Annotated in this window: 25 protein-coding genes and 2 pseudogenes; 18 read left to right on the forward strand and 9 right to left on the reverse strand. The window is 72.1% G+C overall.

Annotation, left to right across the window (positions count from 1 at the left end; translation table 11 throughout):
• Nucleotides 1–241 precede the first annotated feature (241 nt).
• Nucleotides 242–724, reverse strand: a complete 483-nt coding sequence (locus tag T328_RS29750) for a hypothetical protein (protein WP_496499310.1) — start codon at nt 722–724, stop codon at nt 242–244.
• Nucleotides 725–928: 204 nt separating this feature from the next.
• Here T328_RS29750 and hemL point away from each other — a divergent pair, with 204 nt between their 5' ends.
• The 9 genes from hemL (at nt 929) to T328_RS29795 (ending at nt 9,238) form a co-directional block, all read left to right on the forward strand.
• On the forward strand, nt 929–2,278 hold the full coding sequence (gene hemL, locus T328_RS29755) for a glutamate-1-semialdehyde 2,1-aminomutase (RefSeq protein ID WP_496499311.1): 1,350 nt from the start codon (nt 929–931) through the stop codon (nt 2,276–2,278).
• 11 nt (nt 2,279–2,289) lie between these two features.
• Nucleotides 2,290–3,009 (forward strand): histidine phosphatase family protein, encoded by a 720-nt coding sequence (locus tag T328_RS29760; RefSeq protein WP_496499312.1) that lies wholly within the window; start codon nt 2,290–2,292, stop codon nt 3,007–3,009.
• 211 nt (nt 3,010–3,220) lie between these two features.
• Nucleotides 3,221–3,820, forward strand: a complete 600-nt coding sequence (locus T328_RS29765; protein WP_496499313.1) for a TlpA family protein disulfide reductase — start codon at nt 3,221–3,223, stop codon at nt 3,818–3,820.
• A 9-nt stretch (nt 3,821–3,829) separates the two neighbouring features.
• Nucleotides 3,830–4,585: a cytochrome c biogenesis CcdA family protein gene (locus tag T328_RS29770; RefSeq protein ID WP_496499314.1), complete on the forward strand. Its 756-nt coding sequence runs from the start codon at nt 3,830–3,832 to the stop codon at nt 4,583–4,585.
• Between the two features lie 3 nt (nt 4,586–4,588).
• Nucleotides 4,589–6,535 carry a cytochrome c biogenesis protein ResB gene (gene resB / locus T328_RS29775; protein ID WP_496499315.1) on the forward strand — a complete coding sequence of 649 codons (1,947 nt, stop codon included), beginning with the start codon at nt 4,589–4,591 and terminating at the stop codon, nt 6,533–6,535.
• Nucleotides 6,532–7,629, forward strand: a complete 1,098-nt coding sequence (gene ccsB / locus T328_RS29780; protein ID WP_496499316.1) for a c-type cytochrome biogenesis protein CcsB — start codon at nt 6,532–6,534, stop codon at nt 7,627–7,629. Before resB ends, ccsB begins: the two co-directional genes overlap by 4 nt.
• Before the next feature lie 81 nt (nt 7,630–7,710).
• The gene (locus tag T328_RS29785; RefSeq protein ID WP_496499317.1) at nt 7,711–8,070 is read left to right on the forward strand and encodes a cupin domain-containing protein; all 360 of its coding nucleotides are present in this window, start codon (nt 7,711–7,713) and stop codon (nt 8,068–8,070) included.
• Between the two features lie 5 nt (nt 8,071–8,075).
• Complete coding sequence (locus tag T328_RS29790) at nt 8,076–8,372, forward strand: hypothetical protein (RefSeq protein ID WP_496499318.1); 297 nt, start codon at nt 8,076–8,078, stop codon at nt 8,370–8,372.
• Between the two features lie 74 nt (nt 8,373–8,446).
• Complete coding sequence (locus T328_RS29795; RefSeq protein WP_496499319.1) at nt 8,447–9,238, forward strand: phytanoyl-CoA dioxygenase family protein; 792 nt, start codon at nt 8,447–8,449, stop codon at nt 9,236–9,238.
• Here T328_RS29795 and thrS read toward each other — a convergent pair whose 3' ends face one another.
• The 7 genes and pseudogenes from thrS to T328_RS29830 form a co-directional block, all read right to left on the reverse strand.
• Complete coding sequence (thrS, locus tag T328_RS29800; protein WP_496499364.1) at nt 9,239–10,606, reverse strand: threonine--tRNA ligase; 1,368 nt, start codon at nt 10,604–10,606, stop codon at nt 9,239–9,241.
• 57 nt (nt 10,607–10,663) lie between these two features.
• Nucleotides 10,664–10,867, reverse strand: a pseudogene (locus T328_RS29805) (AraC family transcriptional regulator); the annotation flags it as partial.
• A gap of 93 nt (nt 10,868–10,960) precedes the next feature.
• Nucleotides 10,961–11,557, reverse strand: coding sequence for a TIGR03086 family metal-binding protein (locus T328_RS29810; RefSeq protein WP_496499320.1), 597 nt, complete (start codon nt 11,555–11,557; stop codon nt 10,961–10,963).
• Entirely contained in the window at nt 11,554–12,609 is a 1,056-nt protein-coding gene (locus T328_RS29815; RefSeq protein ID WP_496499321.1) for a sigma-70 family RNA polymerase sigma factor, read from the reverse strand. Before T328_RS29815 ends, T328_RS29810 begins: the two co-directional genes overlap by 4 nt.
• Nucleotides 12,610–12,751: 142 nt before the next feature.
• Complete coding sequence (locus tag T328_RS29820) at nt 12,752–13,585, reverse strand: NAD(P)H-binding protein (RefSeq protein ID WP_496499322.1); 834 nt, start codon at nt 13,583–13,585, stop codon at nt 12,752–12,754.
• A gap of 372 nt (nt 13,586–13,957) precedes the next feature.
• On the reverse strand, nt 13,958–14,548 hold the full coding sequence (locus T328_RS29825; protein WP_496499323.1) for a hypothetical protein: 591 nt from the start codon (nt 14,546–14,548) through the stop codon (nt 13,958–13,960).
• A gap of 160 nt (nt 14,549–14,708) precedes the next feature.
• The gene (locus T328_RS29830) at nt 14,709–15,215 is read right to left on the reverse strand and encodes an ATP-binding protein (protein ID WP_496499324.1); all 507 of its coding nucleotides are present in this window, start codon (nt 15,213–15,215) and stop codon (nt 14,709–14,711) included.
• A gap of 194 nt (nt 15,216–15,409) precedes the next feature.
• On the opposite strand from T328_RS29830, the gene T328_RS29835 reads away from it, so the two are divergent.
• The 3 genes from T328_RS29835 (at nt 15,410) to T328_RS29845 (ending at nt 17,019) form a co-directional block, all read left to right on the forward strand.
• Nucleotides 15,410–16,162, forward strand: coding sequence for a DUF5753 domain-containing protein (locus tag T328_RS29835; protein WP_496499325.1), 753 nt, complete (start codon nt 15,410–15,412; stop codon nt 16,160–16,162).
• A complete protein-coding gene (locus T328_RS29840) occupies nt 16,159–16,383 on the forward strand; it encodes a DUF397 domain-containing protein (protein WP_496499326.1) in 225 nt (74 codons plus the stop codon). The genes T328_RS29835 and T328_RS29840 overlap by 4 nt, the downstream gene beginning before the upstream one ends.
• Nucleotides 16,384–16,731: 348 nt before the next feature.
• A complete protein-coding gene (locus T328_RS29845; RefSeq protein ID WP_496499327.1) occupies nt 16,732–17,019 on the forward strand; it encodes a DUF397 domain-containing protein in 288 nt (95 codons plus the stop codon).
• On the opposite strand, the pseudogene T328_RS29850 reads toward T328_RS29845, so the two are convergent.
• Nucleotides 16,903–17,692, reverse strand: a pseudogene (locus tag T328_RS29850) (transposase family protein); the annotation flags it as partial. The gene T328_RS29845 and the pseudogene T328_RS29850 sit on opposite strands and share 117 nt — an antisense overlap.
• Nucleotides 17,693–19,428: 1,736 nt before the next feature.
• On the opposite strand from T328_RS29850, the gene T328_RS29855 reads away from it, so the two are divergent.
• The 6 genes from T328_RS29855 (at nt 19,429) to T328_RS29880 (ending at nt 23,977) form a co-directional block, all read left to right on the forward strand.
• Nucleotides 19,429–20,178, forward strand: a complete 750-nt coding sequence (locus T328_RS29855) for an SDR family NAD(P)-dependent oxidoreductase (RefSeq protein WP_496499328.1) — start codon at nt 19,429–19,431, stop codon at nt 20,176–20,178.
• A gap of 281 nt (nt 20,179–20,459) precedes the next feature.
• The gene (locus tag T328_RS29860) at nt 20,460–21,878 is read left to right on the forward strand and encodes a sensor histidine kinase (protein ID WP_496499329.1); all 1,419 of its coding nucleotides are present in this window, start codon (nt 20,460–20,462) and stop codon (nt 21,876–21,878) included.
• A 24-nt stretch (nt 21,879–21,902) separates the two neighbouring features.
• A complete protein-coding gene (locus T328_RS29865; protein ID WP_496499330.1) occupies nt 21,903–22,319 on the forward strand; it encodes a roadblock/LC7 domain-containing protein in 417 nt (138 codons plus the stop codon).
• A 3-nt stretch (nt 22,320–22,322) separates the two neighbouring features.
• Complete coding sequence (locus T328_RS29870) at nt 22,323–22,709, forward strand: DUF742 domain-containing protein (RefSeq protein ID WP_496499331.1); 387 nt, start codon at nt 22,323–22,325, stop codon at nt 22,707–22,709.
• Entirely contained in the window at nt 22,687–23,328 is a 642-nt protein-coding gene (locus tag T328_RS29875) for a GTP-binding protein (RefSeq protein ID WP_496499332.1), read from the forward strand. Before T328_RS29870 ends, T328_RS29875 begins: the two co-directional genes overlap by 23 nt.
• Nucleotides 23,300–23,977 carry a GAF domain-containing protein gene (locus T328_RS29880; RefSeq protein ID WP_496499333.1) on the forward strand — a complete coding sequence of 226 codons (678 nt, stop codon included), beginning with the start codon at nt 23,300–23,302 and terminating at the stop codon, nt 23,975–23,977. Before T328_RS29875 ends, T328_RS29880 begins: the two co-directional genes overlap by 29 nt.
• Nucleotides 23,978–24,068: the final 91 nt, after the last annotated feature.

Here is a 24,068-nt window from a genome sequence, read left to right on the forward strand (position 1 = left end):
GTGCCCGCCGCGGACGGCTGTGGCAGCACGAGTGCAGGTCGTCGGCCTGTCTACTGGGCAAGGCCGCCGACCTGCTCTCGGTGCGTCCGCGAGTTCGCAGCTGGTGGGCCGTGCCGCTATCCGATGCCCTGGAAGCTGAAGCCGCGGTTGCTGTACTGCCCGTTGCCGTCGCCGGTGACGATGACGATCCGTCCGCGTTCGATGACGGCGGCCTGAGCCCCTAAGTCCATGAAACCCTAGGTCAGGGCCACACCAAGCAGTACGGCTGGTGGCCCGCCTCGTGGAGGCGGTCGGCGAACTCCTGCCATTCGTGGAGCATCCGGTAGACGTCGAAGGCGTCCCGGGGGCCGCCGCGGTCGGGGACCGTGGACCAGATGAAGGCGGCTGCGCCGACCTCCTCCTCGCCGATGCCGCGGAGCGGGTCGACGACCGTCATGGGGAGGCGGACCACCGCGTAGTCGGGGTGGAGGACGACGAGTTCCAGGGGCGGGACCTTGTGGAGTGGTATGCCCTCGATGCCGGTGAGGACCATCGCGGACATCGTCTCGGGCTTCACCTTGGCGAAGAGGCCGCCCTGGCCGAGTTCGTCGCCGCCGAGTTCCTCCGGGCGCATGGAGATGGGCACGCGGGCGGCCGTCGCGCCGTCGGGCGCGCCGAAGTACTTGTACGTCACGCCGCCCGACCGGCTGTCGTTCTTGTTCACGCCCTCGCCGCCGTGGTTCACCCGGCGATGGCGTCCCGACCTGGCGCGCCGGGGCCCTCGGTCATCGGTCCCCTCGCCCAGTTCGCCACCGCGATGCATATCTCCACCCGACTGCTTTCAGATGTGCACTGCCCCCGCCGCGCAACCCGATCATCGTCTCAGCTACATCCCCAGCAGCGGGCCCGCGAAACACCCCCGCGCGGGTCGCCTTGCAACTCTGAGACCATGGCTTGCGTGACTTATCCGTACCAGGCTCCAGTCTCGCAGAAGCTCTTCGACCGTGCCGCCGCCGTGACGCCGGGCGGCGTGAACTCTCCGGTGCGCGCCTTCCGCGCCGTGGGCGGTACGCCCCGGTTCATGGTGTCGGGGAAGGGTCCGTACCTGACGGACGCCGACGGTCGCAGTTACGTCGACCTCGTGTGCTCGTGGGGGCCGATGATCCTCGGCCATGCGCATCCCGAGGTGACCGCCGCGGTGCAGGAGGCCGTCGCGCGCGGTACGTCGTTCGGCACTCCGGGGGCCGGCGAGGTGGCGCTCGCGGAGGAGATCGTCTCCCGGGTCGGCCCCGCTGAGCAGGTACGACTCGTCTCCTCGGGCACCGAGGCGACGATGTCGGCGATCCGGCTGGCGCGCGGGTTCACCGGCCGGGCGAAGGTCGTGAAGTTCGCCGGCTGCTACCACGGACACGTCGACGCGCTGCTCGCCGCGGCCGGCTCCGGGGTCGCCACCCTGGGGCTGCCGGACACCCCGGGGGTCACCGGGGCGCAGGCCGGCGAGACGCTCGTACTGCCGTATAACGATTTGGCAGCCGTCCGCGCGGCGTTCGACGAGCACCCCGGCGACATCGCCTGCGTGATCACCGAGGCGTCCCCCGGGAACATGGGCGCGGTGCCGCCGCTGCCCGGCTTCAACCAGGGGCTGAAGGACCTGTGCGCCGAGTACGGCGCGCTGTACGTGTCCGACGAGGTGATGACCGGCTTCCGTACGTCCAGGGCCGGCTGGTACGGGGTCGACGGCGTGACCCCGGACCTGATGACCTTCGGCAAGGTCATGGGCGGCGGCTTCCCCGCCGCCGCCTTCGGCGGCCGGGCGGACGTCATGGGCCGGCTCGCGCCCGCCGGGCCCGTGTACCAGGCGGGCACGCTCTCCGGGAACCCCGTCGCCACCGCCGCCGGGCTCGCGCAGCTGCGGCTGCTGGACGACGCGGCGTACGAGAAGCTGGACGCCGTCTCGCGGCAGCTCCGGCAGCTCATCACGGAGGCGCTGGGCAAGGAGGGCGTCGGGCACCGGGTGCAGGCGGCGAGCAACATGTTCTCCGTCTTCTTCACCGGCTCCGACTCCCCCGTCACGGACTACGAGGGCGCGAAGGCGCAGCGTACGGAGCAGTTCACCGCGTTCTTCCACGCGATGCTCGCCGAGGGCGTGTACCTGCCGCCGTCCGCCTTCGAGTGCTGGTTCGTCTCCACGGCGATCGGCGACGCGGAGGTCGAGCGCATCGCCGCCGCGCTGCCGGTGGCCGCCCGCGCGGCGGCCGAAGCGGCCGAAGCCGGGGGCGACGCGGGAACCCGGGAGTAGGGCGTTCCACAATGGCGGACATGCGCGGTAAAGATGAAGAGATCCTCACCGTCGTGCACGTGGTACGCCACGGTGAGGTCCACAACCCCGACGGCATCCTCTACGGCCGCAACCCCGGCTACCACCTGTCCGACCTGGGCCGGCAGATGGCCGAGAGGGTCGCCGACCACCTCGCCGGCCGTGACATCCGGTACGTCGTCGCCTCCCCGCTGGAGCGCGCGCAGGAGACCGCCGCGCCCGTGGCGAAGGCGCACGGCCTGGACGTCGCGACCGACGACCGGCTCATCGAGGCGGGCAACGTCTTCGAGGGCAAGGCGTTCGGCGTCGGCGACGGCGCGCTGCGCAAGCCGGCGAACTGGAAGTACTTCGCCAACCCCTTCCGCCCCTCCTGGGGCGAGCCGTACGTCGCGCAGGTCGTACGGATGACGGGCGCGCTGCAGTCCGCGCGCGAGGCCGCCCGGGGCCACGAGGCGGTCTGCGTCAGCCACCAGCTGCCCATCTGGGTGCTGCGCAGCTTCGCCGAGGGGCGGCGGCTGTGGCACGACCCGCGGTCGCGGCAGTGCACGCTGGCGTCGCTGACGACGTTCACGTTCGACGGCGACGACATCGTCTCCGTCGGCTACCACGAGCCGGCCCGTGACCTGGTGCCGCCGCACCTGCGCGCGGGCGCGCAGCGCAGGTTCGGCCGCGGCGCCATCCGCGGCGCCGCCGCCAACGCCCCGCGGCCGTAGGCGGCAGGCGGCAGGCGGCAGGCGGCAGGCGGCAGGCGGCAGGCGGCAGGCGGCAGGTCGTACGCCGTACGCCGTGGTGGGGCGTGCTTCGCCGCGGCGGGCCCCGGCCCCGTATCCGTACCCAGACCCCCTGAGCAGGACCCCTCCCCCGCCCCGCGGCGCTACAGGGGGGTGGAGAAGATCCCCCTCGGGCCCATGCGAAACTTTTCACATGATTTCTGCGAGGAGGCACCACCGCCGGGCTCTCGCGGCCACCGCCGCGGTCGCCGCCGGCGCGCTGGCGCTGACCGCGTGCGGCGACGACGCGACGTCCTCCGGTGGCGACACCCAGTACGTCAGCGGCACCGGTGAGCTGACCGTGGTCGAGGCGGGCGACCGCCTCGCCGCCCCGGACCTCTCCGGCGAGACCACCGACGGCGAGCGGCTCGCGCTCGCCGACTACCGCGGCAAGGTCGTCGTCCTCAACGTCTGGGGCTCCTGGTGCGCCCCCTGCCGCGCCGAGGCGCCGAACCTGCGCAAGGTGTCCGAGGACACCGCCGACCGCGGCGTGCAGTTCGTCGGCATCAACACCCGCGACCTCGAAGTGGCCAACGCCCAGGCGTTCGACCGCAACTTCGGCATCGAGTACCCGAGCCTGTACGACCCGAGCGGCAAGCTGATCCTGAAGTTCCCGAAGAACACCCTGTCGCCGCAGGCCATCCCCTCCACGCTCATCCTCGACCGGGAGGGGAAGATCGCCGTACGGGCCCTCACGCCGCTCTCCGAGAAGCAGCTGCGCAAGGCGCTCGAACCGGTCATCGAGGAGAAGTGACGTAGCGCCATGGAGCCGAACCAGACCGTGCTGACCGGGGCCCTGCTGCTGGCCCTGCCGGTCGCGGTGCTCGGCGGCCTGGTGTCCTTCTTCTCGCCCTGCGTACTGCCGCTCGTCCCCGGCTATCTCAGCTACGTCACCGGGGTCAGCGGCACCGACCTGGAGCACGCCCGCCGCGGCCGGATGGCCGCCGGCGCCGGGCTCTTCGTCCTCGGCTTCACCGCGGTCTTCGTCTCGACGGGCGCCTTCTTCGGCGGCGTCGGCAACAACCTCCTGGAGCACCGGGAGACGATCTCCAAGGTCGTCGGGGCGCTGACGATACTGCTCGGGCTGATGTTCATGGGCGTGCTGGGGCGTACGCTCGGCGGGTTCACGCAGCGGGAGTTCCGGCTCCACAAGCGGCCCTCCGTGGGGCTGGCCGGGGCGCCGATGCTCGGCATGGTCTTCGGCATCGGCTGGACGCCGTGCATCGGGCCGACGCTGATCTCGGTGCTCGCGCTGTCCACGAACGAGGCCAGCGCCGGCCGCGGCGCGCTGCTGACGGTGGCGTACTGCCTGGGCCTGGGGCTGCCGTTCATCGTCGCCGCGATCGCCTTCCGGCGGGCGCTCGGGGCGTTCTCCTGGGTCAAGAAGCACTATGTGTGGGTCATGCGGATCGGCGGCGGAATGCTCGTCGTGACCGGCATCCTGCTGCTCACGGGCGCCTGGGACCGCATCATCAACGAGATGCAGGTCTGGTCGTCGAACTTCACGGTGGAGGTCTGAGCCATGACCACGACCGACGAGCGCGAGCTGACGGCCGCCGCGTCCCAGCTGTCGACGGCGCCGGTCGACGACTCGCCGCAGAGCCCCGAGCCGCAGGGCGGCTCGTTCGGGCGGGAGCTGGTGGCGTGGGCCCGCTGGTTCTGGCGGCAGCTGACGTCGATGCGGGTGGCGCTGATACTGCTCTTCCTGCTGTCGCTCGGCGCCGTGCCCGGGTCGCTCATCCCGCAGACGCCGGTCGACGAGATCGCCGTCACGCAGTTCCGTGAGCGGCACGGGACGCTCGCGCCGATCTACGACAAGCTGCAGCTCTTCGACGTCTACAGCTCGGTGTGGTTCTCGGCGATCTACATTCTGCTGTTCGTCTCCCTCGCCGGCTGCATCGTCCCGCGCTCCTGGCAGTTCGTCGGCCAGCTCCGCGCCCGCCCGCCGCGCGCCCCGCGCAACCTGACGCGGCTGCCCGCGTACACCACCTGGGAGACGGAAGCCGACGAGGCCGAGGTGCGCGAGGCGGCCGAGCGGATCTTCCGGCGGCGCCGCTTCCGCTACGCCGTGGCGCCGGCCGGCGACGGCAGCAGCAGCGACGGCGGCGGCGGCGCGGTCTCCGCGGAGAAGGGCTATCTGCGCGAGGCCGGCAACCTGCTGTTCCACATCGCGCTCTTCGTCCTGCTCGTCTCCTTCGCCGCCGGCAACCTCTTCCGCGTCGAGGGCGGCAAGCTGATCGTCGAGGGCGACGGCTTCGCCAACACCCTCACGCAGTACGACGACTTCCAGGACTCCGCCTTCGGCGCCGACCTCGACTCCTTCGGCTTCACGCTGGACGACTTCACGGCGACGTTCGAGGAGGACGGGCCGCAGCGCGGCACGGCGCGCGAGTTCTACGCCGACCTGACCTGGTGGAAGGGCGCCGACGGCGAGCGGCACACGGACCGTGTCGAGGTCAACCACCCGCTGCAGATCGACGACACCAAGGTCTTCCTCATCGGCCACGGCTACGCGCCCGTCGTCACGGTCCGCGACGGCCAGGGCGACGTGGCGTTCAGCGGCCCGGTGGCGTTCCTGCCGCAGGACGGCAACCACACCTCCACGGGCGCGATCAAGGTCCCGGACTACCGCGACGAGAACGGCGAGAAGACGCAGATCGCCTTCCAGGGCTTCTTCACCCCGACATTCGGCGGCTACAGCAAGCAGGGCATGGTCTCGCAGTTCCCGGGGCCGAAGTACCCGGCGCTGTTCCTCAACGCCTACCGCGGCGACCTCGGCATCGACTCCGGTGTGCCGCAGAACGTGTACCAGCTCGACACCGAGCGGCTGAAGCAGTTCAAGGACAAGAACGGCGAGCCGCTGAAGAAGGCGCTGCGCCCCGGCGACACGTTCACGCTGCCGAACGGGGCGGGGACGCTGAAGTTCGAGCGCCTGGAGCGCTGGGCCAGCTTCCAGATCTCCCAGCAGCCCGGCAACTACTGGGCGCTGTCCGGTTCCATCCTCGCGATCGTCGGCCTCGCCGGGTCGCTGTTCATCCAGCGCCGGCGCGTGTGGCTGCGTACGGCGGCGGGGGCGGACGGTCGTACGGTCGTGGAGCTGGCGGGGCTGGGGCGCAGCGAAAGCGCGCGGCTGCCGGAGGAGCTGGCGGACCTGGCGGTGGAGCTGCAGACGGACGGGGCGCCGGCGGCGGAGGACGACGGGGTGTCCGGGGACGGCGCCGAGGGCGGGAAGTCCGCGGACGGCGCCGGGGACAAGTCCGGCGCGGCCGGGGGTGGGTCCGCGGCGGGCGGTGCGAAGTCCGTAGAGTCCGTAGAGTCCGAAGGCACGTCCGAGGAGCCCGCGGACGATGAGAACGCGGACGACGAGACCGCGGCCGATGAGAACGAGTCCGACGAGAACGAGTCCAAGACCCAGTCAGAAGAACCCGAAGGCCCCGAAGCCAAGCCCGATGAAGGAGCGCGCGCGTGAACATCGCTGCCGCGACCAACCAGAACCTGGCGGACATCAGCAACGTCCTCATCTACTCGGCGATGGCCGTCTACGCCCTCGCCTTCTTCGCGCATGTCGGGGAGTGGGTCTTCGGCAGCCGTAGCCGGGTGGCCACGACCTCCGCCGCGCTCAGCCCCGGGCAGGCGGCCGGCGGTGACACGCCCGGCGTGACCGTCACGGTCAAGCAGCGCGGCGGCGGCACCGCCGTGCTGGAGCGGCCGAAGGTCGTCACCCGCGCTCCCGCCGGGAGCCGGGACGTACCCGACGGGCCGGGCGCCGCGGGCGGCAACGACCAGGGCGACCTGTACGGCCGCTTCGCGATCTCCCTCACGGTGCTGGCCTTCGCGCTGCACGCCGCCGGGGTGCTGACGCGCGGCCTGTCGGTGGAGCGGGTGCCGTGGGCCAACATGTACGAGTTCTCCACGACGTTCTCCATGGTGGCGGTCGCCGCGTACCTCGGCTTCCTGGTGGCCCGCAAGAACGTCCGCTGGCTGGGCCTGCCCCTGGTGACCACGGTCCTGCTGGACCTGGGCCTGGCGGTGTCGGTGCTCTACACCGACAGCGACCAGCTGGTGCCCGCGCTCGACTCGTACTGGCTGTGGATCCACGTCTCGCTCGCCATCGCGTGCGGCGCGCTGTTCTACCTGGGCGCGGTCGCGACGGTCCTCTACCTCTTCCGCGACCGCTACGAGGCGAAGCTCGCCGACCCGAAGGGCCCGCAGCCCGGTTCGTTCGCGCGCTCGGTGCTCGCCCGGCTGCCGGCGGCGGCGTCGCTGGACAAGTTCGCGTACCGGGTGAACGCGGCGGTCTTCCCGTTCTGGACGTTCACGATCGTCGCGGGCGCGATCTGGGCGGAGAGCGCCTGGGGCCGCTACTGGGGCTGGGACCCCAAGGAGGTCTGGTCGTTCATCACCTGGGTCGCGTACGCCTGTTACCTGCACGCGCGCGCGACGGCCGGGTGGAAGGGCCGCAAGGCGGCCTATCTGGCGATCGCCGCGTTCCTGTGCTTCCTCTTCAATTACTACGGGGTGAACATCTTCGTCGACGGTCTGCACTCGTACTCAGGCGTGTAGGACGACCCGAGAATTCCCTGCCTTGCCGCGTGACGCTCATGGAGCGCACACTGGAATGGCGGCAAGAAGGGAGCTATCGCGATGCTGGAAGTAAAGACTGTCGAGAAGCCGGATGAGCGGCGCGATTTCCCGCGCGGTCACCTCGAAGCGATTCACATGACCGGCCTGGACTTCGCCATCGCCACGTTCGAGCCGGGCTGGCGCTGGACGGAGTCGGTGAAACCCCTGGCGGGTACCGACACCTGCATGGTGCACCACAACGGAATCGTCGTTAAGGGCCGCCTGCACATCCTGATGGACGGCGGCCAGGAGTCCGAGGTGGGCGCCGGCGACGTCTTCGTCTGCCCGCCGGGACACGACGCCTGGGTCGTCGGGGACGAGCAGGTCATCGTCTACGACTTCGCCGGCGGCATGGCCGAGGAGTACGCGAAGGGAAGCTGAGAACTATGACGTTCGTGCAGCTCATCGAATACGAAACCAAGCATGACGAGGCCGAGTTGAACCGCGTCATGGACGAATGGATGCAGGCGACGGAAGGAAAGCGCACGATGTCCCGGGAAATCCACGGCCGGGACCGCGAGAAGAGCGGGCACTACGTGGACATCATCGAATTCCCGTCGTACGAGCAGGCCATGGTCAACAATGACCTGCCGGAGACGCAGCGCACCGCCCAGAAGTTCCGGGAGATGTGCACCTCCGAGCCCAGGTTCGTCAACCTTGAGGTCGTGGACGAACGACCCTGACGACCTGACGACCTGACGACCTGACGACGGACGTACCCCTGGCCCCGGGCGGCCCCCGCGGTCATCCTGGGGTCATGGTCACCTCCAACGGATACGTCCTCGACGAGTCCCCCCGCCGCCTCGGTGAGCTGCGCCCCGTGCCGGACGCCGAGCGGGAGGACCGGGAGGCGCTGTGGGAGCGCCTGCGGCGGGAGGGGCACCTGTGGCTGCGGGGGGCGCTCGACCCCGAAGCCGTACGGGAGTTCCGCCGCTTCTACTTCGCGCACGTCGACCCGGAGCTGTCCCGCGGCGAGCAGCGCGAGGCCCTGTTCGGCCGGGTGGTGCCGGGGCCGGAGTACGCCGCGTTCTGCGCGCAGCCGGCCGTACGTGACTGGTACGCGTGGTTCCTCGGCGGCGAGACGTTCCTCCACCGGCGCAAGATCCTGCGCCACACCCGCCCCGGCGAGGCCGGCGTCGGCACGGCCACGCAGGCGCACTACGACCTCGTCTATCTGCGCGAGGGTACGGACCGGGTGCTCAGCTCGTGGATCCCGCTCGGCGACTGCCCGGTGGAGCTGGGCGGGCTGGTGTACCTGGAGGGCAGCCACCTGCGCGTCCTCGCGGAGGAGGCGGCAGGCACGCTGAAGCGCCCGGCCGCCTCGCTCACCGCCGACCTGCCGGCGCTGGCGGAGGAGTACGACGCGCGGTGGCTCGTCGCCGACTACGCGGCCGGCGACATGGTCGTCCACTCGGCGCACATGGTGCACGCGTCGCTGGACAACACCGCGGCCACGTACCGGCTGTCGACGGACATCCGCTACCAGCGCGCCGACCAGGCCATCGACTGGCGCTGGCAGGAGCACTGGCACGACCTCGACGGGCTCTGATCACCGCGCGGCCCGTGCCCCGACCGGCAACGGCTCCGGCCACAGCTCCGGGCGCCGCGCCGCCACCGCCGCCGCCATCCGCGCCACCGCCTCCGCCGCCGGCAGCGGCTCCGGTCGGCGGCCGTCGCGCAGCCGCGGCGCCGCCGCCCCGCCGGCCGCCTCCCGCGGACCGACCACCAGCTGGTACGGGGCCAGCCGCGCGGCCCGTACCCGCGCGCCCAGGGTGCCCCGCTCCGGCCCGGCCACCTCCGCGCGCAGCCCCGCCTCGACGCACCGCCGCACCAGCGCCGCCGCCGGCGCCACCTCCGCCTCCCCCACCGGCAGCACCACCGCCTGCACCGGAGCCAGCCACGGCGGAAACGCCCCCTGGTGCACCTCGATGAGCTGCGCCACCGCCCGCTCCGCGCTGCCGACGACCGAGCGGTGCACCATCACCGGGCGATGCCGGCCGCCGTCCGCGCCCACGTACGCGAGGCCGAAGCGCGCCGGCTGGTGGAAGTCGACCTGCACGGTGGACAGGGACGCCTCGCGGCCCGCCGCGTCGCGCACCTGCACGTCGATCTTCGGCCCGTAGAACGCCGCCTCGCCCTCCTCGGCGTCGTACGCGACGCCGGCCGCCGCGAGCGCCTGCTCCAGCAGCGCCCCCGCCCGCCGCCACAGCTCGGGGTCGCGCACGTACTTGCCGCCGGGGCCGGGCAGCGAGAGCCGGTAGCGGGCGGCGTCGAGGCCCATCGCGGCGTACGCCTCGCGGATCATCCGCAGCGCCGCCAGCGCCTCGTCGGCGACCTGCTCCAGGGTGCAGAAGACGTGCGCGTCGTTGAGCTGGATGGCGCGTACGCGGGTGAGCCCGCCGAGGACGCCGGACAGCTCGGCGCGGTACATGCCGCCCAGCTCGGCCATGCGCAGCGGGAGTTCGCGGTAGCTGCGCTCGCGGGAGCGGTAGATGAGGGCGTGGTGGGGGCAGAGGCTGGGGCGGAGCACGACCTCCTCACCGCCGGGTCCGCCGAGTTGCATGGGCGGGAACATGTCGTCGCGGTAGTGCTCCCAGTGGCCGGACAGCTCGTACAGCTCGCGCTTGCCGAGCACGGGCGAGTAGACGCGCTGGTAGCCGGCGCGGCGCTCGGCGTCGGCGACGTACTCCTCCAGCGCCTGCCGGACGGCGGCGCCGGCGGGCAGCCAGTAGGGCAGGCCGGCGCCGATGAGGGGGTCGGTGTCGAAGAGGTCGAGTTCGCGGCCGAGGCGGCGGTGGTCCTTCACGGTGGGCTCCTCGCGGGTCGGGTGCGTCGGGGACGGTGGCCGCCCGCGGGGGCGCGCACGCCGAAGCCCCGGGGCGGATCGCCCCGGGGCTTCGGCTGGGTCGTGGGTCAGCGCGCCGGGACGGTGTCCGGCGTCGTCGTCTGCACAGCGCGCTTCATGGCCGGGAGGCTAGCAGGGGCGGGGGGCGGGTTCCGACCCGTTTTCCGGTACGGGCACGGGGCCGGCGGGCACAGGGCCGGCGGGCCGCTCCGGTACGGGCGCGGCCCCCGCCGGGCCGAAGCGGTCCCGGTACGCCGACGGGCTCAGCCCCGTACGCCGCCGCAGCTGCGTCCGCAGGTTCGCCGCCGGACGGCGCCCGGCACGCCTCGGGACGCCGGGCCCGTATCGTCCCCGCACGACCGCGCGCGGGCCAGGCCCCTCACCGGCAGGCCCGTCACCGGCCGGCCCCGCGCCCCGTACGCTCCCTCACCCGGCCCAGTCCGGCCTCCTGCCCAGATACGCCACCAGCCGCTCCCCCGGTCCCGCCCCCTCCCGCACCCACTGCACCTCCGCGAACCGTGCCGGCCGGTCCTCCGCCGCCACGAACAGCGGCGCCAGCTCCAGCAGTTCCGCCGCGAGCGCCGCCGGCACCGGCTCCGGCTGCCCGGTGGCGCGGGCCAGGTCCCAGCCGTGCACCGCCAGCTCCAGCGCTCCCGTGCAGGTCACCACCGCCGCCGCCAGCGGCAGCCGGCCGACCGTCACCAGCTCCCGCCGCCGCACCGCCGCCCACGCGCCGAGCAGCCGCCGGGCCCGGTCGCGTACCGCTCTGACCGGGTCGGCGAGGCTGTACGCGGCCTGCGGCTTGAGGGCGATGTGGCCCGTGTCCGCGGCCTCGTTGAGCGCCGCCATGGAGTCGCCGACGTGCGCGAGGAGCTGCCCGAGGTCCCACTGCGCGCACGGCGTGGGCCGCCGCAGGTCGCCGGTGCCGATCCGGTGCAGCACCCCCAGGGCGTACGTCACCGAGCGCTCCAGCAGCGCCACGCCGCCGAGCAGCGCCGGGGGCGCGCTCCCGTCGGGCCTCATCGGTTCCCCCCGTCGGTCAGGTCCCCGTCGGTCAGGTCCCCGTCGGTCAGGTCCCGGTCCGTCAGGACCTCCGGCAGGCCGGCGGTGGCGAACAGCGCCGTGTCGAAGAAGCAGCCGACGTGCGAGATGCCGCGCCCGCCCGGCGCGACGGTCAGCACGTGCAGCGCGAAGGGCCGATAGGTGCCGGGGGCGCCGTCGGCGCCGCGGGTGTAGAGCGCGAAGCCCGGCTGCCCGTTGAGGCCCACCGGCAGCAGCCGCGCCTCCCCGGGTGCGTACGGGCATTGCACGGTGGCGAGCGTCGCCACCTTCTCCGGCCCGCGGAACCACTCGGGGAACGGCGGCATCTCCCAGACCACGTCCTCAGTAAAGAGACGCACGATCTCCCGTACGTCCTTGGCCACGAACGCCTCGACGTACCGGTCCAGCAGCTCGCGCCGCACCGCGTCGTCCGGCTCGGCGACCGACTCCTCGCTCGGCGCGGCCTTCTCCAGCTGCGCGCGGGCGCGCTGCAGCGCGCTGTTGACGGACGCGGTGGAGGTGTCCAGCAGCTCGGCGACCTCCGCGGCCTTCCAGCGCAGCACGTCGCGCATCAGCAGCACCGCGCGCTGCCGCGGCGGCAGGTGCTGCAGGGCGGCGACGAACGCGAGCCGCACGGACTCCCGCGCGCCCACGACCGCCGCCGGGTCGGTCTCCGCCGGCTCCACCAGCGCGTCCGGCACCGGCTCCAGCCACGGCACCTCGGGCCGTTCGGCGAGCCGCCCGGCCGGGTCGTCGCCGGGGCCGCCGAGGCCGGTGGGCAGGGGGCGGCGCCGGCGGCCCTCCAGGGCGGTGAGGCAGGCGCGGGTGGCGATGGTGTGCAACCAGGTGCGCAGCGAGGAGCGGCCCTCGAAGTTCCCGTACGCCCGCCAGGCCCGCAGGTACGTCTCCTGCACCAGGTCCTCGGCGTCGTGTACGGAGCCGAGCATGCGGTAACAGTGCGCAAGCAGCTCGCGCCGGTAGGGGTCGGACAACCGCAGGAAGTCCTCCTCGGCCGCCGTGTTCGCCGTAGCCATCGCCGCTCCGCCCTCTCTGGTCGCCTTCGCCGCCCCCGCTACGAGTAGTGACTGTGTGATGCACGAAAACTCATCGCGATCCGCACACGAGGGGTCACACGAGGCGTCAGGCGGCGAAGGCCGGGCAGGCGGCGGCGACCGGTCAGGCGGCGAAGGCGTCGGCGTGGGTCCGGGCCCACTGCTCGAACGCACGGGGCTCCCGCCCCGTGATGTCGTACACCGTCGGCAGCACCGGCGACTCGTCCAGCGCGCCGCCACGGTAGAAGTCGAAGAAGGCGTCCACGTACTCCCGCGGCATCGCCGCCGTCATCTCCGCCCGGGCGGTCTCGTCGTCCAGCCCCTCGAAGCGCAGCGGCCGGTCCAGCACGTCGCCGAGGACGGTCACCTGCTCGCCGGGCAGCAGCGGCTCGGGGCCGGACAGCTCGTAGACCCGGCCCTCGTGGCCGTCGCCGAGGAGCGTGTCGGCGACGACCTCGCCCACGTCGTACGGGTCGATGCAGGCGACCGGCACGTCCGCGAAGGGGCCGCGGACGACGTCGCCGGAGCGCAGCTGCGGCAGCCAGCGCAGGGCGTTGGCGGCGAAGGCACTGGGGCGGATCACCGTCCACGGGATGCCGGCGACGCGGACGGCCTCCTCGGAGCGGAGCATGTACGCGGTGACGGCGTTGCCCGTGTCGCCGCTCGCCGCGGAACGGCCGGAAAGCAGTGCGACGCGGGCCACCCCGGCGCGTACGGCCTGGGCGAGGAGGCCGGGCATGTCGCGGTGGCCGGGGAGCAGGAAGACGCCGTCGACGTCGGTGAGGGGGCCGGCGAGCGACTCGGGGTCGTCGAGGTCGCCGGCCACGGCGGTGGCGCGCGGGGGCAGCCCGGGCAGCTCGCCGCCGCGGGTGAGCGCGCGGACCTCGGCGCCCTGCTCGGCCAGCGCCCTGACCACCTCGGACCCGACGTTGCCGCCCGCTCCCGCCACGAGATACATCCGGGACTCCTTCCGGCCGCTGTCCGCAAGACCACAGCGTTGCACGCCGCCACCGCCGCTGTGCAGCCCGTGCTACGCCGTGGCCGGGTGCACGGCCGGGCGCGCGGCGGCAGCGGCCGGGCGCACTCCTTCGCTCCGCGGGGATCTTCGCCGGGGTGTCCGGGGGGTCCGGGGATCCGCAGCCGGAGCCGACGTGCGCGACGGCCGACAGCGTGATCACCAGCGGCAGCGGGCCGCGCGGCCCTGTCTGCCCCTTCTGCTCAGCAGGGCGGAGTCATCGGGTGGTGAGGTTCAGCCGCCCGCGGGCCCGCGGGCGTTCAGCGGGCTGCGTCCCGGGGGCCGTGGGCCCCCGCGGGTGGTGCGGGCCCGCGCCTACGGCTGCGTGCCGTCCGCCCTCGCCGAGTGCGGCGGAGCAGGGGGATTCTGCGGTGCGGCCGGCTTCGTCCCGGGCGGCGGCTCGGCCCCGGCCGCGGGAGCGAGGTGTTCCACCGTCACGCGGACCAGGCCGTTCATCCGCTGCTGCATCGCGGTCGCGACGGTCGCGGACAACTGCCCGTCGGCGCACCCCACGGCCACGGTGACCGGCCCCTCACCCGTCCCGCTGCGGAACGCCGCCACCAGGGGGACGACGCCCTCGACCAGCTCGGCGGCGCCGTCCGCCCCCAGCTCCGTCTGCGCGCATGCGCCACAGACGGTCAGGCCGTTGACATCGGTGATGTCGCCGGACTCCTGAACCGAGGAGCCACTGATCTGGCCGCGCAGGTCGAGTGTGATGTCCGTGCCGGAGGAGGGGAACGGGCCGCGCCCGTAGCCGAAGCTCATGACGTGCACCGCCGCGGCAGGCGGTTCCTCGGATGAGTCGGCCGCGGCTGAGCGGGCGTCCGGATGGGAGGTGCAGGGGTGTGGCAGCTCCCTGTCCAGCCGGTCGGCGGCGGAGTCATGGGTGCTGCTGTTGTCGATCACCGAGGTTCCCTTCGCGGTACGAGCAGTTCGAGGAGGCCAGGGCCGTGCGGTCGTCGGTCGCGGGCCCCGGAGCAGCACGGGGGAGCTGCGTCCGGGTCCCGCGGTTCGCGGCCCGCCTCGGGGACGGCGGGGCGGGCAGGGAGTCGGCGGCGAGCACGGGTCACCGCCCCGTCGGCACGGCTGGAGCGGAGAGCGTCAGCCGGGCCCACACCAGAGTGCCGCCGCGACAAGAGAGCGCCCCCCACTGCTGCCGGGTGAGCCGGTCGACCATGAACAGCCCGCGCCCGGACTCGGCCAGCACATCGACGTCGGCCCCGGCCTGCTCGCCGTTCCCGTGCTCCCCGGCCTGGTCACCGAGCCGAAGCCAGCCGCGGCCCTGGTCGACCACGCCGACGGTGAGTTGCCGGTCGTGCAGGCGCAGGCGCAGCTCGATGCGGCGGCTCAGGGTGTGCAGGACGGTGTTGTTGACCAGCTCCGACATGATCGCCTCGGCGTCGTCGCGGGTGTCAGCCGGAACGGCCCAGCCGTCGAGGACATCGCAGACGATCCGCCGCGCGTGCCGCGGCACCGCGTTGTGCCCGCCCGGCAGTACGAAGGTCGCCCGGGGACCGTGGTCCCGGCGCAGGGCAGCGACCCCCGCAGCGACGCGGTCACGAAGGCCGGGCAAGGGCGCCGAGTGGGCAGTTGCAGGACGCACGTTCATGCGGCGGCCCTCGTCTCGGACAGCCGGGCCAGCCCCCGGTGCGCCAGGGCGGCGGCAACCGCTTCGCAGAGAACATCGGCGTCGGTGTGCGGCGGCGCGGACGACGACGGCGGAACCAGCCAGCGCCGACCGCCTACGGTCAACGCCCCGCCTGACGAGTGAGCCGCTACGAAACCTGGCAGGACCGCGCACGCATCCGCTGGGCCACGGTCAAAGCCATCGCCGAGGCGTGCGGCGCCTCCGCCGGGGAACGCGACGCCCTCGTCTCGATCGCAAGGGCACAGGACGAGGGTTGGTGGGTCGGCAACCCGGCCGTACCCGAGTGGATGGACCCCCTCATCTCCTTCGAACACGAAGCCACCTACGAGTACGTGTTCGCAATCGGCGCCGTTCCCGGCCTGTTGCAAACGCGCGACTACGCCATGGCCGTACACGAGGCCAGTGAGGTACGCGAAGAGCGGGCCGCAGTGGAGCGGATGGTGGAGTCGCGGATGCAGCGCCAAGCCATCCTCGAACGCACCGAATCGCCCATGCACCTGTGGGTGATTCTGGATGAGGCGGCTCTGCGCCGAGTGGTCGGCTCCGAGGAGGTGATGCGGAAGCAGTTGGAGCACCTGCAGGAGGTCATGCAGCGGCCCAACATCGACATCCAGGTCCTACCGTTCACCGCGGGCGCGCACGCCGCGGGCCCCGGGCACTTCGTCATCCTCGGCAGAGACGATGAGGGTGACCCACGGAACTCCATGGGCATCGTGTATATCGAAATGCGGCGCCGTGGGCTCTACTTGGACGTACCGGACGACGTTGCCTCTTATAGAATCACGTTCGATTACCTTCGCTCCCAGGCGGCCGACACGTCAGCCTCCGCTCGACTGCTCGGCGCAGTACGACAGGAGATGATCTCCGGATGACTCACCGTTCCCCCTACCTCCCCGCGGAACCCGCCGCGTGCTGGTTCAAGAGCAGCTACAGCGGCCCCAACGGCAACGAATGCGTCGAGGTGGCTGACCTGGGCGCGGGCGGTATCGGCGTGCGGGACTCCAAGGACCCGTCGGGTCCTGTCCTCACCTTCGACCGCGGGGCGTTCGCCGACTTCATCGCCGATCTCGCAACAGGCCGGCTGAACTCCTGACCCACTCAGTACATGCGAGCGGGGCCCGCGTGGGGTCACGTGTGGGACCTCGTCAGCTCCAGAATCGTGATCACCAGTACGGTCCTTCGAGGTCGGCCACGAGACCCCGCACCCTCCGCTCCCGACCCTGCACGATCCTCGCAGCCACCTGCAATCCGCAGCATGAACCGGCGTCGGGTGCTGGCGGCCAGGCGTCGCCCCGGCCCGTGGAGTGGAGCCCGGCTCCGGCGGGATCGGCGCCGGGCGGACGGTGGTTCGCGGGGTGGGCCGCACCCCCCGGGCACCCGGCCCACCCGCAGGCGCACCCTGTACCCCGGCGCTGATCAACCGCGCCGCAGAGGAGATGCAATGACCAGCACAAGCGGACACATAAGTCCCGACCTCGACAATGCCGAATGGTTCAAAAGCTCTGCGAGTTCCGGAACCGGCGGATGCCTCGAAGTCGCGTTCCTCCCTGATGGCAGAGTTGCACTCCGAGACAATCAGGTTTTCTCAGCGAGTTTCGTTCCATGTGTTGTTGAGGACGAGTGCGGCTTGGGCGATGGCGCCGATTCTGCTTGGGCTGAGTGTGATGTGCTGGAGTGCACGCCAGCGCTGCTTAAGGGTGGCGGCGGCACGTTCGCCCACGGCTCGTAGACCGCGTAGCAGTCGGTCGTGGCTGCGGTTGTCCGCGCACAGCGGCTCGGGCCGGTCGGGGTGGACGGGGGTGGGGGTGTGGATGCCGATGCCGGCACCCTGATAGCCCAGATCGGCCAGGGTGGGCAGGCCGTCGCGGGCCGCGCGGTACAAGGGCGGGCAGGACATGGCGGCGGGCGGCGGTGATATCCGGTGTGCTGCCCGGCTCTACCTCGGAGACCCACAGCAGGTCACCGCATGGTGAGGCCAGGAACTGGAGGTTGCCGCCGAATCGACGGGCTTTCCCGGAGTACCACAGGTCGTTGCCGTTCTCTCTCACCCCGGCGGCCCGGTCGCAGGGGATGAGGGTGCCGTCCAGCACGACGTGGCTGAGGCCCTGGCGGTGACAGCGGTCGAGGACGGTGTGCAGGTTCGGGGATTGGTGGGCCAGCACGTCGATACCCTCGGCGAGGTACCGGTAGCCGGTGGCCTGTGAGATCCCGGCGTCTGCGGCCAGGCAGTGCACGCAGGCTCGCTGCCGGAACCAGCGCAGCACCAGCACGGCCTGGTGAAACGGGCCAAGCACCCGTGACCTGCGCGGAGTCCCGATCTGGCGCCGGTGAGCGGCCAGCAGCCGGGCGAGGAACTCCACCACAGGGCGGGGGACATCGAGCATGGCAGAATGGGTAACCAACGTGAAGTCCCTGGTTCGATGAACGTGATCTTGGCAGGCCCGTTCTTACCAGTGGCTTCACGCCTCCTCGCCACAGGGGCCCCAACGCCCGATCCGCCGGAGACGAACACACCAACCCCGCCCCGCCAAAATCATCTCGCAGAGAAAACCTGAGTGAAGCTCTTTCATTCTGTGCGGCAGGGTGAAAGAGTTTCAATGATGGCCGCGATCGTCAGGCGTCTCCTTGATTATCGGATCCGCCGTCTATTGGACACCCCCGTCAGCGCCGAGGCGTTTTCCCGGACTGTTTGTCCGGCGCTACGTACTTCTTGTCAGCGGCAGTTGGACCGGACTCCGGACGGGAAGCTGCGTCCGAACTCATATCGCTCTGCGCCCTGGGCACGTTGGCTCTTACGAAGTCGGCGAAGCGGAAGCCGGGGCCGGTGCGGGAAGTGGGGGGCTCCGCACGCTCACTCCCATCGGGCTGCGCGCTCGGTACCGTGGATCGTATCAAATCGGCGAAGTGGAAACCGGGGCCGGTACCATCAGGTACACCCACGTCCCGCCGCATGGCCCTTAGATCAGCCTGAGAAGGAGCCGATGAATCGGTACTTGGACGCTGAGCAGGAAGCGCAACCGAACTACGCACAAGATTGGCAAAGTTATAGGTACCTGGCTGAGGATGCGCGGCAGCGGAGCCTTGGTGAGGCTGAGAGTCTGGCTGCGAGCCGGAATCCCTCTGGTTGGAGTTCGGTGCCATTTTCTATCCTTTCTTGAAACGGTGCAGTTCAGGCCGGTGGGAACGGACGAGCGGGTGCGGCAGGGGTGTGGCGACTCCGGTCTTCACATCGGAATCGCACATGATGCTGGGCGAGTATCTCCCCGGCCAGCCGTCTCCCCCGGCCACCCCCACAGGGCTCCACAACGGAGGAAGCGCCGAAACCGTTCAACCTCACCGACCCCTCACGGCCACCGTGACCGAGTCGCAACCCGACGGGCACCGCATCGTTCGCGCGTGCAGGATCTGCGCGACGGCGGCGAGGTACGAGCGTGCCCGACGTCCTCGCAGGATGGTTGCGGCGCGGACGCCCGCGCGACGGGTTGGCTGGCCGGGTAGCCAAGTGCGGCAGCGCCTGTGCCGTCACCGCGCGCTGCTCCATGACGTCGGCCATCCGGCCCGCGAGGCAGTCGGGGGAAGCCCCCTACCCGCGCTACTTCGCGCACTGGCGATGGGTCCCGGAGTTCTGACGGCAAGGCTGAGAAGAGCCCGGTAACGGGAGACCGTCACGCCGGGATCTGTGGGAGCCCGGAGGTGAGACCCCCGGGGGGCCACCCGACGTCTCGCCAAGTCGGTGCTCAAGAGCCTCGGGTGAGCCCCGCGAGCGGTGCCGGCGATCAGCGCTGCGCGCGCAGTCGTGGGTGCGCGGGTCGGCGAGGTGGATCTCGAACGCGGCGGCGTACGGGGTCCACTCATGGGCCGTGATCGTGTGTCCGCGGTCCTCGCGGGACCAGGAGCGGGGGCCGTGGACGCGGCGTACGCGCGCCCGGTGGTGTCGGTGAGGACGTTGTCGAAGGCGCACAGGGCGGTGATGGCGACGAGTACGAGGGACGCGGGGCGGGCGACCCGTCGGCGGCGGACTGTGCCTCAATGGCCCTGCGACGACGGCGGCGGGCGCCGCAGCCACCCGGAATCCGCGGCTCGCACCGCCCGCGCCCTGCCCCGCCGGCACCCCAGCCCACCCGCTTATCCTGGCCCCATGCCTACCGCAGTCGTCACCGGCGCAAGCAGCGGCATCGGCGCGGCCACGGCCCGCCAGCTCGCCGCCGCCGGCCACCACGTCGTCCTCACCGCCCGCCGCAAGGACCGTATCGACGCGCTCGCCGCCGAGCTGACCGCCGCCGGGCACGCGGCCACCCCGTACGCGCTGGACGTCACCGATCGCGCCGCCGTGGACGCCTTCGCGGCGTCCCTGGACAGCTGCGACGTTCTCGTCAACAACGCCGGCGGCGCGCTGGGCACCGAGCAGGTCGAGGCCGGCGACCCGGCCGACTGGCGGGCGATGTACGAGGTGAACGTCATCGGCACGCTCAACCTCACCCAGGCGCTGCTGCCCGCCCTCGTCGCCTCCGGCGACGGCACGGTCGTCATCGTCACCTCCACCGCCGGCCACGCCGTGTACGAGGGCGGCGGGGGCTACGTCGCCGCGAAGTTCGCCGAGCACAGCGTCGCCGCCACCCTGCGGCTGGAGCTGAACGGCCGTCCCGTGCGCGTCATCGAGATCGCGCCGGGGATGACCCGCACCGAGGGCTTCGCCGTGACCCGGATGCGTGGCGACGAGGAGAAGGCCGCCGCCGTGTACGCGGGCGTGAAGGAGCCGCTGACGTCGGACGACGTGGCGGACACGATCACCTGGGCGGTGACCCGGCCGCCGCACGTGAACGTCGACCTGCTGGTCGTACGCCCCCGGGCGCAGGCCGCGAGCTACAAGGTGCACCGCGAGCCGTAGACCGTAGACCGTAGAGCCTGTCGTCGACCTCCCGTCGTTCGCCCGCAGTGCGGGCTCCCCCACAGCGCGCGGGCGCGTCAGCGCTTTGGGCTGCGCTCTGGGCAGCCACGTTCGGTCTCCGCATCACCTCGTGAGATTTCAGCAAGGTTCTATACAGAAGTTGCCGTTACAGTCCGTCGCGCGCGTCGTTCGGGGCACACCGCTGGTCCCGTGTGAGAACCAGACGCACGCGCAGCGAATTTCGAGGTGCCGCCCGCAACCAGGGAAACGTATTGGGTGACTTGACGTTTCGACCGATCGTGCCGCAAGCCCTCGGGCACGAGGCGGCCCGCCGCCGTGCGGTGCTGCTGGCGGTGCTGCCCGCCGGGTTGGTCGCGCTTGTGGGCCTGGCGGCGGGCGCGTTCCTGGCGAGCCGGGGGACCCTGACCGGCGTCGCCGAATCCACCGCCTGGTGGCTGCTGGTGGCTTCGGCCCTGGTCACCGTCGCCGTCGTCGTCGGCGCCGGGTGGGCCGCGGCGGCCCACGCGCGGGCGGTCGCGGCGCGCGAGGCCGAGGAGATCGCCGCCGCCCAGCGCGCGACCGAGGCGGCGGTGCGTGAGCTGGCAGCGACCCGGTGGGGCGGGGCAGGCGGGGAGTCCGACGACGGCGCCGAGCGCTTCGAGGTCTTCGACAACCTCGCCCGCCGCCTCCAGTCGCTGGTCCACCGGGAGATCGGCCTGCTGGACGACCTGGAGAACCAGGTCGAGGACCCCGACCTGCTCAAGGGCATGTTCCAGGTGGACCACCTGGCCACCCGGGTCCGCCGCTACGCGGAGAACCTGGCGCTGCTCGGCGGCGCCGCCGCGCACCGTCAGTGGTCACGGCCGATCAGCGTCAGCGACGTGCTGCGCTCCGCGATCGCCGAGATCGAGCAGTACTGGCGGGTCAAGCTGGTCCTTCCCATCGAGGGAACGGTACGCGGCCACGCCGTCGCCGACGTGGTGCACCTGATGGCCGAACTGGCGGAGAACGCGACGGCGTTCTCGCCCCCGGACACGCGCGTGCTGCTGCACGTCCAGCGCGTCACCGCCGGGCTGGCGATCGAGGTCGAGGACCGCGGCCTCGGCATCCCGGTGGACGAGCGGAACAAGCTCAACGCGCTGCTTGCCTCGCCGCGCGAAATCGCGCTGGGCGAGCTGCTCCTCGACGGGCGAATAGGGCTGTACGTCGTCGCCGCGCTCGCCCAGCGGCACCACATCAGCGTGCAGTTGCAGGGCAACATCTTCGGAGGCACGCAGGCGGTGCTGGTGCTGCCGCACGAGGTGCTGGGCGAGGAACCGCAAGGCCAGGAGGGCCAGCAGGGCCGGGAGGGCGAGAGCGCCGGGAGCCCCGAGAACACCCCCGTACGGCCGAAGCCGCGACCGCAGCCGCGACCGAAGCCGGAGCCGCGACCGGAGCCGGAGCCGGAGCCCGCCCGGGCCGCCGCTCCCGCGCCCGCCCCCGCCGCCGCCCGCGCGCCCGAGCCCGCCAACGGCTCGCCGCCCCCGCTGCCCAAACGCCGCCGCCAGACGCACCTCAGCCCCGAGCTGCGGGACACGGACCAGCCCTCCGTGCCGGACGACATCGACCACGACACCGGCCTGCTGGCCGCGTTCCGCGACGGCATCCGCCAGGCGGAACAGGCCCCCGGGGGCCCCACTCAGGACGCCTCACCGGCCTGATCCCGTCACAAGGAGCACACGATCATGGGAAGTGACACCGCACCCGCTCAGCAGACGGATCTCTCCTGGCTGCTCCGTGGCCTCGTCGAACGCGTGCCGCACACGCGCAGCGCGCTGCTGTTGTCCTCGGACGGCCTGGTGAAGGCCGTGGACGGACTGGAACAGGACGAGGCCGAGCACCTGGCCGCGCTCGCCAGCGGGCTCTACTCGCTGGCCCGCAGCGCGGGAAAGCGCTTCGACTCGGGCGGCGACGTACGGCAGATCGTCACCGAGCTCAGCAACTCCGTCCTGTTCGTCGCCGCGGCCGGGCACGGTGCGCACCTGGCGGTGCTCGCCGGACGCGACGCGGACGCCTCCGTGCTGGCCTACGAGATGGCGATGCTGATCAAGAGCGTCCGCTCGCACCTGGCCACCCCCGCCAGGCAACCGGCGAGGCAGTGACGGATGCCCGACCCGCGGCACGGGCCGTGGCTCGACGACGATGCCGGCCGGCTGGTCAGGCCGTACACCGTGAGCGACGGACGTACGCGCCCCACGACCCGGTTCGACCTGATGACCGTGGTCGTGGCCACGGGCACGGGCTCGATCGCCCGCACCGGTCTCGGGCCGGAGCACGCCGAGGTGCTCGGTCTGTGCGGGTCGCCGATGACCGTGGCGGAGATCGCGGCGCGCCTGCGGCTGCCGGCCACGGTGGTGAAGGTGCTGCTGTCGGACCTCGTGGAGCAAGGCGTCGTGGCCACCCGCGCCTTCATCCCCGCGCCGGCGAAGGCGGAAGCGATGGACATGGACCTGCTGGAGGCGGTGCTGGATGGACTTCGTAAACGACTCTGACGCGCCCGTGCCCTCCCCCTCGTACGCCGGTGGGTCGCCCACCGCGTTGCCCACCGCGATCAAGGTGCTGATCGCCGGCGGCTTCGGCGTGGGCAAGACCACGTTCGTCGGGTCGGTCAGCGAGGTGGCGCCGCTGAGCACGGAGGAGCTGCTCACCGAGGTCAGTGCCGCCACCGACCGGCTCGACGGGGTCGAGGACAAGTCCACCACCACGGTCGCGATGGACTTCGGCCGCATCACCCTCGACCCGCGTCATCTCCTGTACCTCTTCGGCACGCCCGGTCAGGAGCGCTTCTGGTTCATGTGGGACGAGCTGTCGGCCGGCGCGCTCGGGGCCGTGGTGCTGGCCGACACCCGGCGGCTGGAGCACTGCTTCGCGGCGGTGGACTTCTTCGAACGACGCGGCATCACGTTCTTAGTGGCGGTCAACGTGTTCGACGGCGCGCACCACTACCACCCGGACGATGTACGGGCCGCGCTCGACCTCGGTCCCGAGGTGCCCGTGATGCTGTGCGATGCCCGGGTGTCCAGCTCCGGCATCGAGGTACTGGTACGCCTGCTAGAACATCTCATCGAGACGAGGAGATCCCATGTCCGCGATGCCGCACAGCCCGGCTGAACTCGGCGGCAATCCCGCGCTGATCTCCGGGCCAGAGGCCGGAATCGCCCTGCGCCACCTGATGCTGCGCCCGACCGACGCCGACGGCCCGGCGCGGGCGCGGCGGCTGAAGGAGCTGGGGGTGGGGGAACAACCCGTCCCGGAGCTCGACGCGCTGGCGCGGGAGCTGGCCGTCCGGCTGGGAGGCCGCATCGGCGCGGTCAATCTCATCGGCGACACGCACCAGTACTTCGCCGGCTTCTACGCCGAGCCACCGGCCGAACCGGCGTCGGAGGAGGCGCCCGAGCAGGCTCCGCAGGACCAGGAGGAGACCGCGGAGGAGGTCGCGGACGAGACCGCGGAGGAGGGAGACGGCCGGGCGTTGGGGAACGAGGTCGGCTTCTGCCCCCACGTGATCGCGCGCCGCAGGTCCCTGGTGCTCGACGACGTCCGCGACTTCGCACGCTTCTCGGTGGATCCGGTGATCGACATGCTGGGCGTGCACTCCTACATCGGCGTGCCGCTGATGGACTCCAGCGGCATCGCGCTGGGCACGGTCTGCGTGGCCGACCAGGACCCGCAGCGCTGGGGCCGGGAGGATCTCGCGGTGGTGAAGGAGGCCGCCGCGCAGGTGATGGAGCGGCTCAGGCGCGGGGAGTTCCGGGGCTGAGCGCCGCGCCCCCCGACCCGTCCCGGGCCGCCCGGCACCCGAATGGCCGCGCCGCGGCGGCCGTCCCGCCCGGGGCGCGGGAGAGTCGTCG

This window comes from Streptomyces sp. CNX435 (assembly GCF_059570575.1).

What these genes read in the sequence shown, in the direction of transcription:
- hemL (WP_496499311.1), top strand. Translation starts at nt 929, where the DNA reads ATGGCTTGCGTGACTTATCCGTACCAGGCTCCAGTCTCGCAGAAGCTC.
- T328_RS29760 (WP_496499312.1), top strand. Translation starts at nt 2,290, where the DNA reads ATGGCGGACATGCGCGGTAAAGATGAAGAGATCCTCACCGTCGTGCAC.
- T328_RS29765 (WP_496499313.1), top strand. Translation starts at nt 3,221, where the DNA reads ATGATTTCTGCGAGGAGGCACCACCGCCGGGCTCTCGCGGCCACCGCC.
- T328_RS29770 (WP_496499314.1), top strand. Translation starts at nt 3,830, where the DNA reads ATGGAGCCGAACCAGACCGTGCTGACCGGGGCCCTGCTGCTGGCCCTG.
- resB (WP_496499315.1), top strand. Translation starts at nt 4,589, where the DNA reads ATGACCACGACCGACGAGCGCGAGCTGACGGCCGCCGCGTCCCAGCTG.
- T328_RS29785 (WP_496499317.1), top strand. Translation starts at nt 7,711, where the DNA reads ATGCTGGAAGTAAAGACTGTCGAGAAGCCGGATGAGCGGCGCGATTTC.
- T328_RS29790 (WP_496499318.1), top strand. Translation starts at nt 8,076, where the DNA reads ATGACGTTCGTGCAGCTCATCGAATACGAAACCAAGCATGACGAGGCC.
- T328_RS29795 (WP_496499319.1), top strand. Translation starts at nt 8,447, where the DNA reads ATGGTCACCTCCAACGGATACGTCCTCGACGAGTCCCCCCGCCGCCTC.
- T328_RS29810 (WP_496499320.1), bottom strand. Translation starts at nt 11,557, where the DNA reads ATGAGGCCCGACGGGAGCGCGCCCCCGGCGCTGCTCGGCGGCGTGGCG.
- T328_RS29815 (WP_496499321.1), bottom strand. Translation starts at nt 12,609, where the DNA reads ATGGCTACGGCGAACACGGCGGCCGAGGAGGACTTCCTGCGGTTGTCC.
- T328_RS29820 (WP_496499322.1), bottom strand. Translation starts at nt 13,585, where the DNA reads ATGTATCTCGTGGCGGGAGCGGGCGGCAACGTCGGGTCCGAGGTGGTC.
- T328_RS29840 (WP_496499326.1), top strand. Translation starts at nt 16,159, where the DNA reads ATGACTCACCGTTCCCCCTACCTCCCCGCGGAACCCGCCGCGTGCTGG.
- T328_RS29845 (WP_496499327.1), top strand. Translation starts at nt 16,732, where the DNA reads ATGACCAGCACAAGCGGACACATAAGTCCCGACCTCGACAATGCCGAA.
- T328_RS29855 (WP_496499328.1), top strand. Translation starts at nt 19,429, where the DNA reads ATGCCTACCGCAGTCGTCACCGGCGCAAGCAGCGGCATCGGCGCGGCC.
- T328_RS29865 (WP_496499330.1), top strand. Translation starts at nt 21,903, where the DNA reads ATGGGAAGTGACACCGCACCCGCTCAGCAGACGGATCTCTCCTGGCTG.
- T328_RS29870 (WP_496499331.1), top strand. Translation starts at nt 22,323, where the DNA reads ATGCCCGACCCGCGGCACGGGCCGTGGCTCGACGACGATGCCGGCCGG.
- T328_RS29875 (WP_496499332.1), top strand. Translation starts at nt 22,687, where the DNA reads ATGGACTTCGTAAACGACTCTGACGCGCCCGTGCCCTCCCCCTCGTAC.
- T328_RS29880 (WP_496499333.1), top strand. Translation starts at nt 23,300, where the DNA reads ATGTCCGCGATGCCGCACAGCCCGGCTGAACTCGGCGGCAATCCCGCG.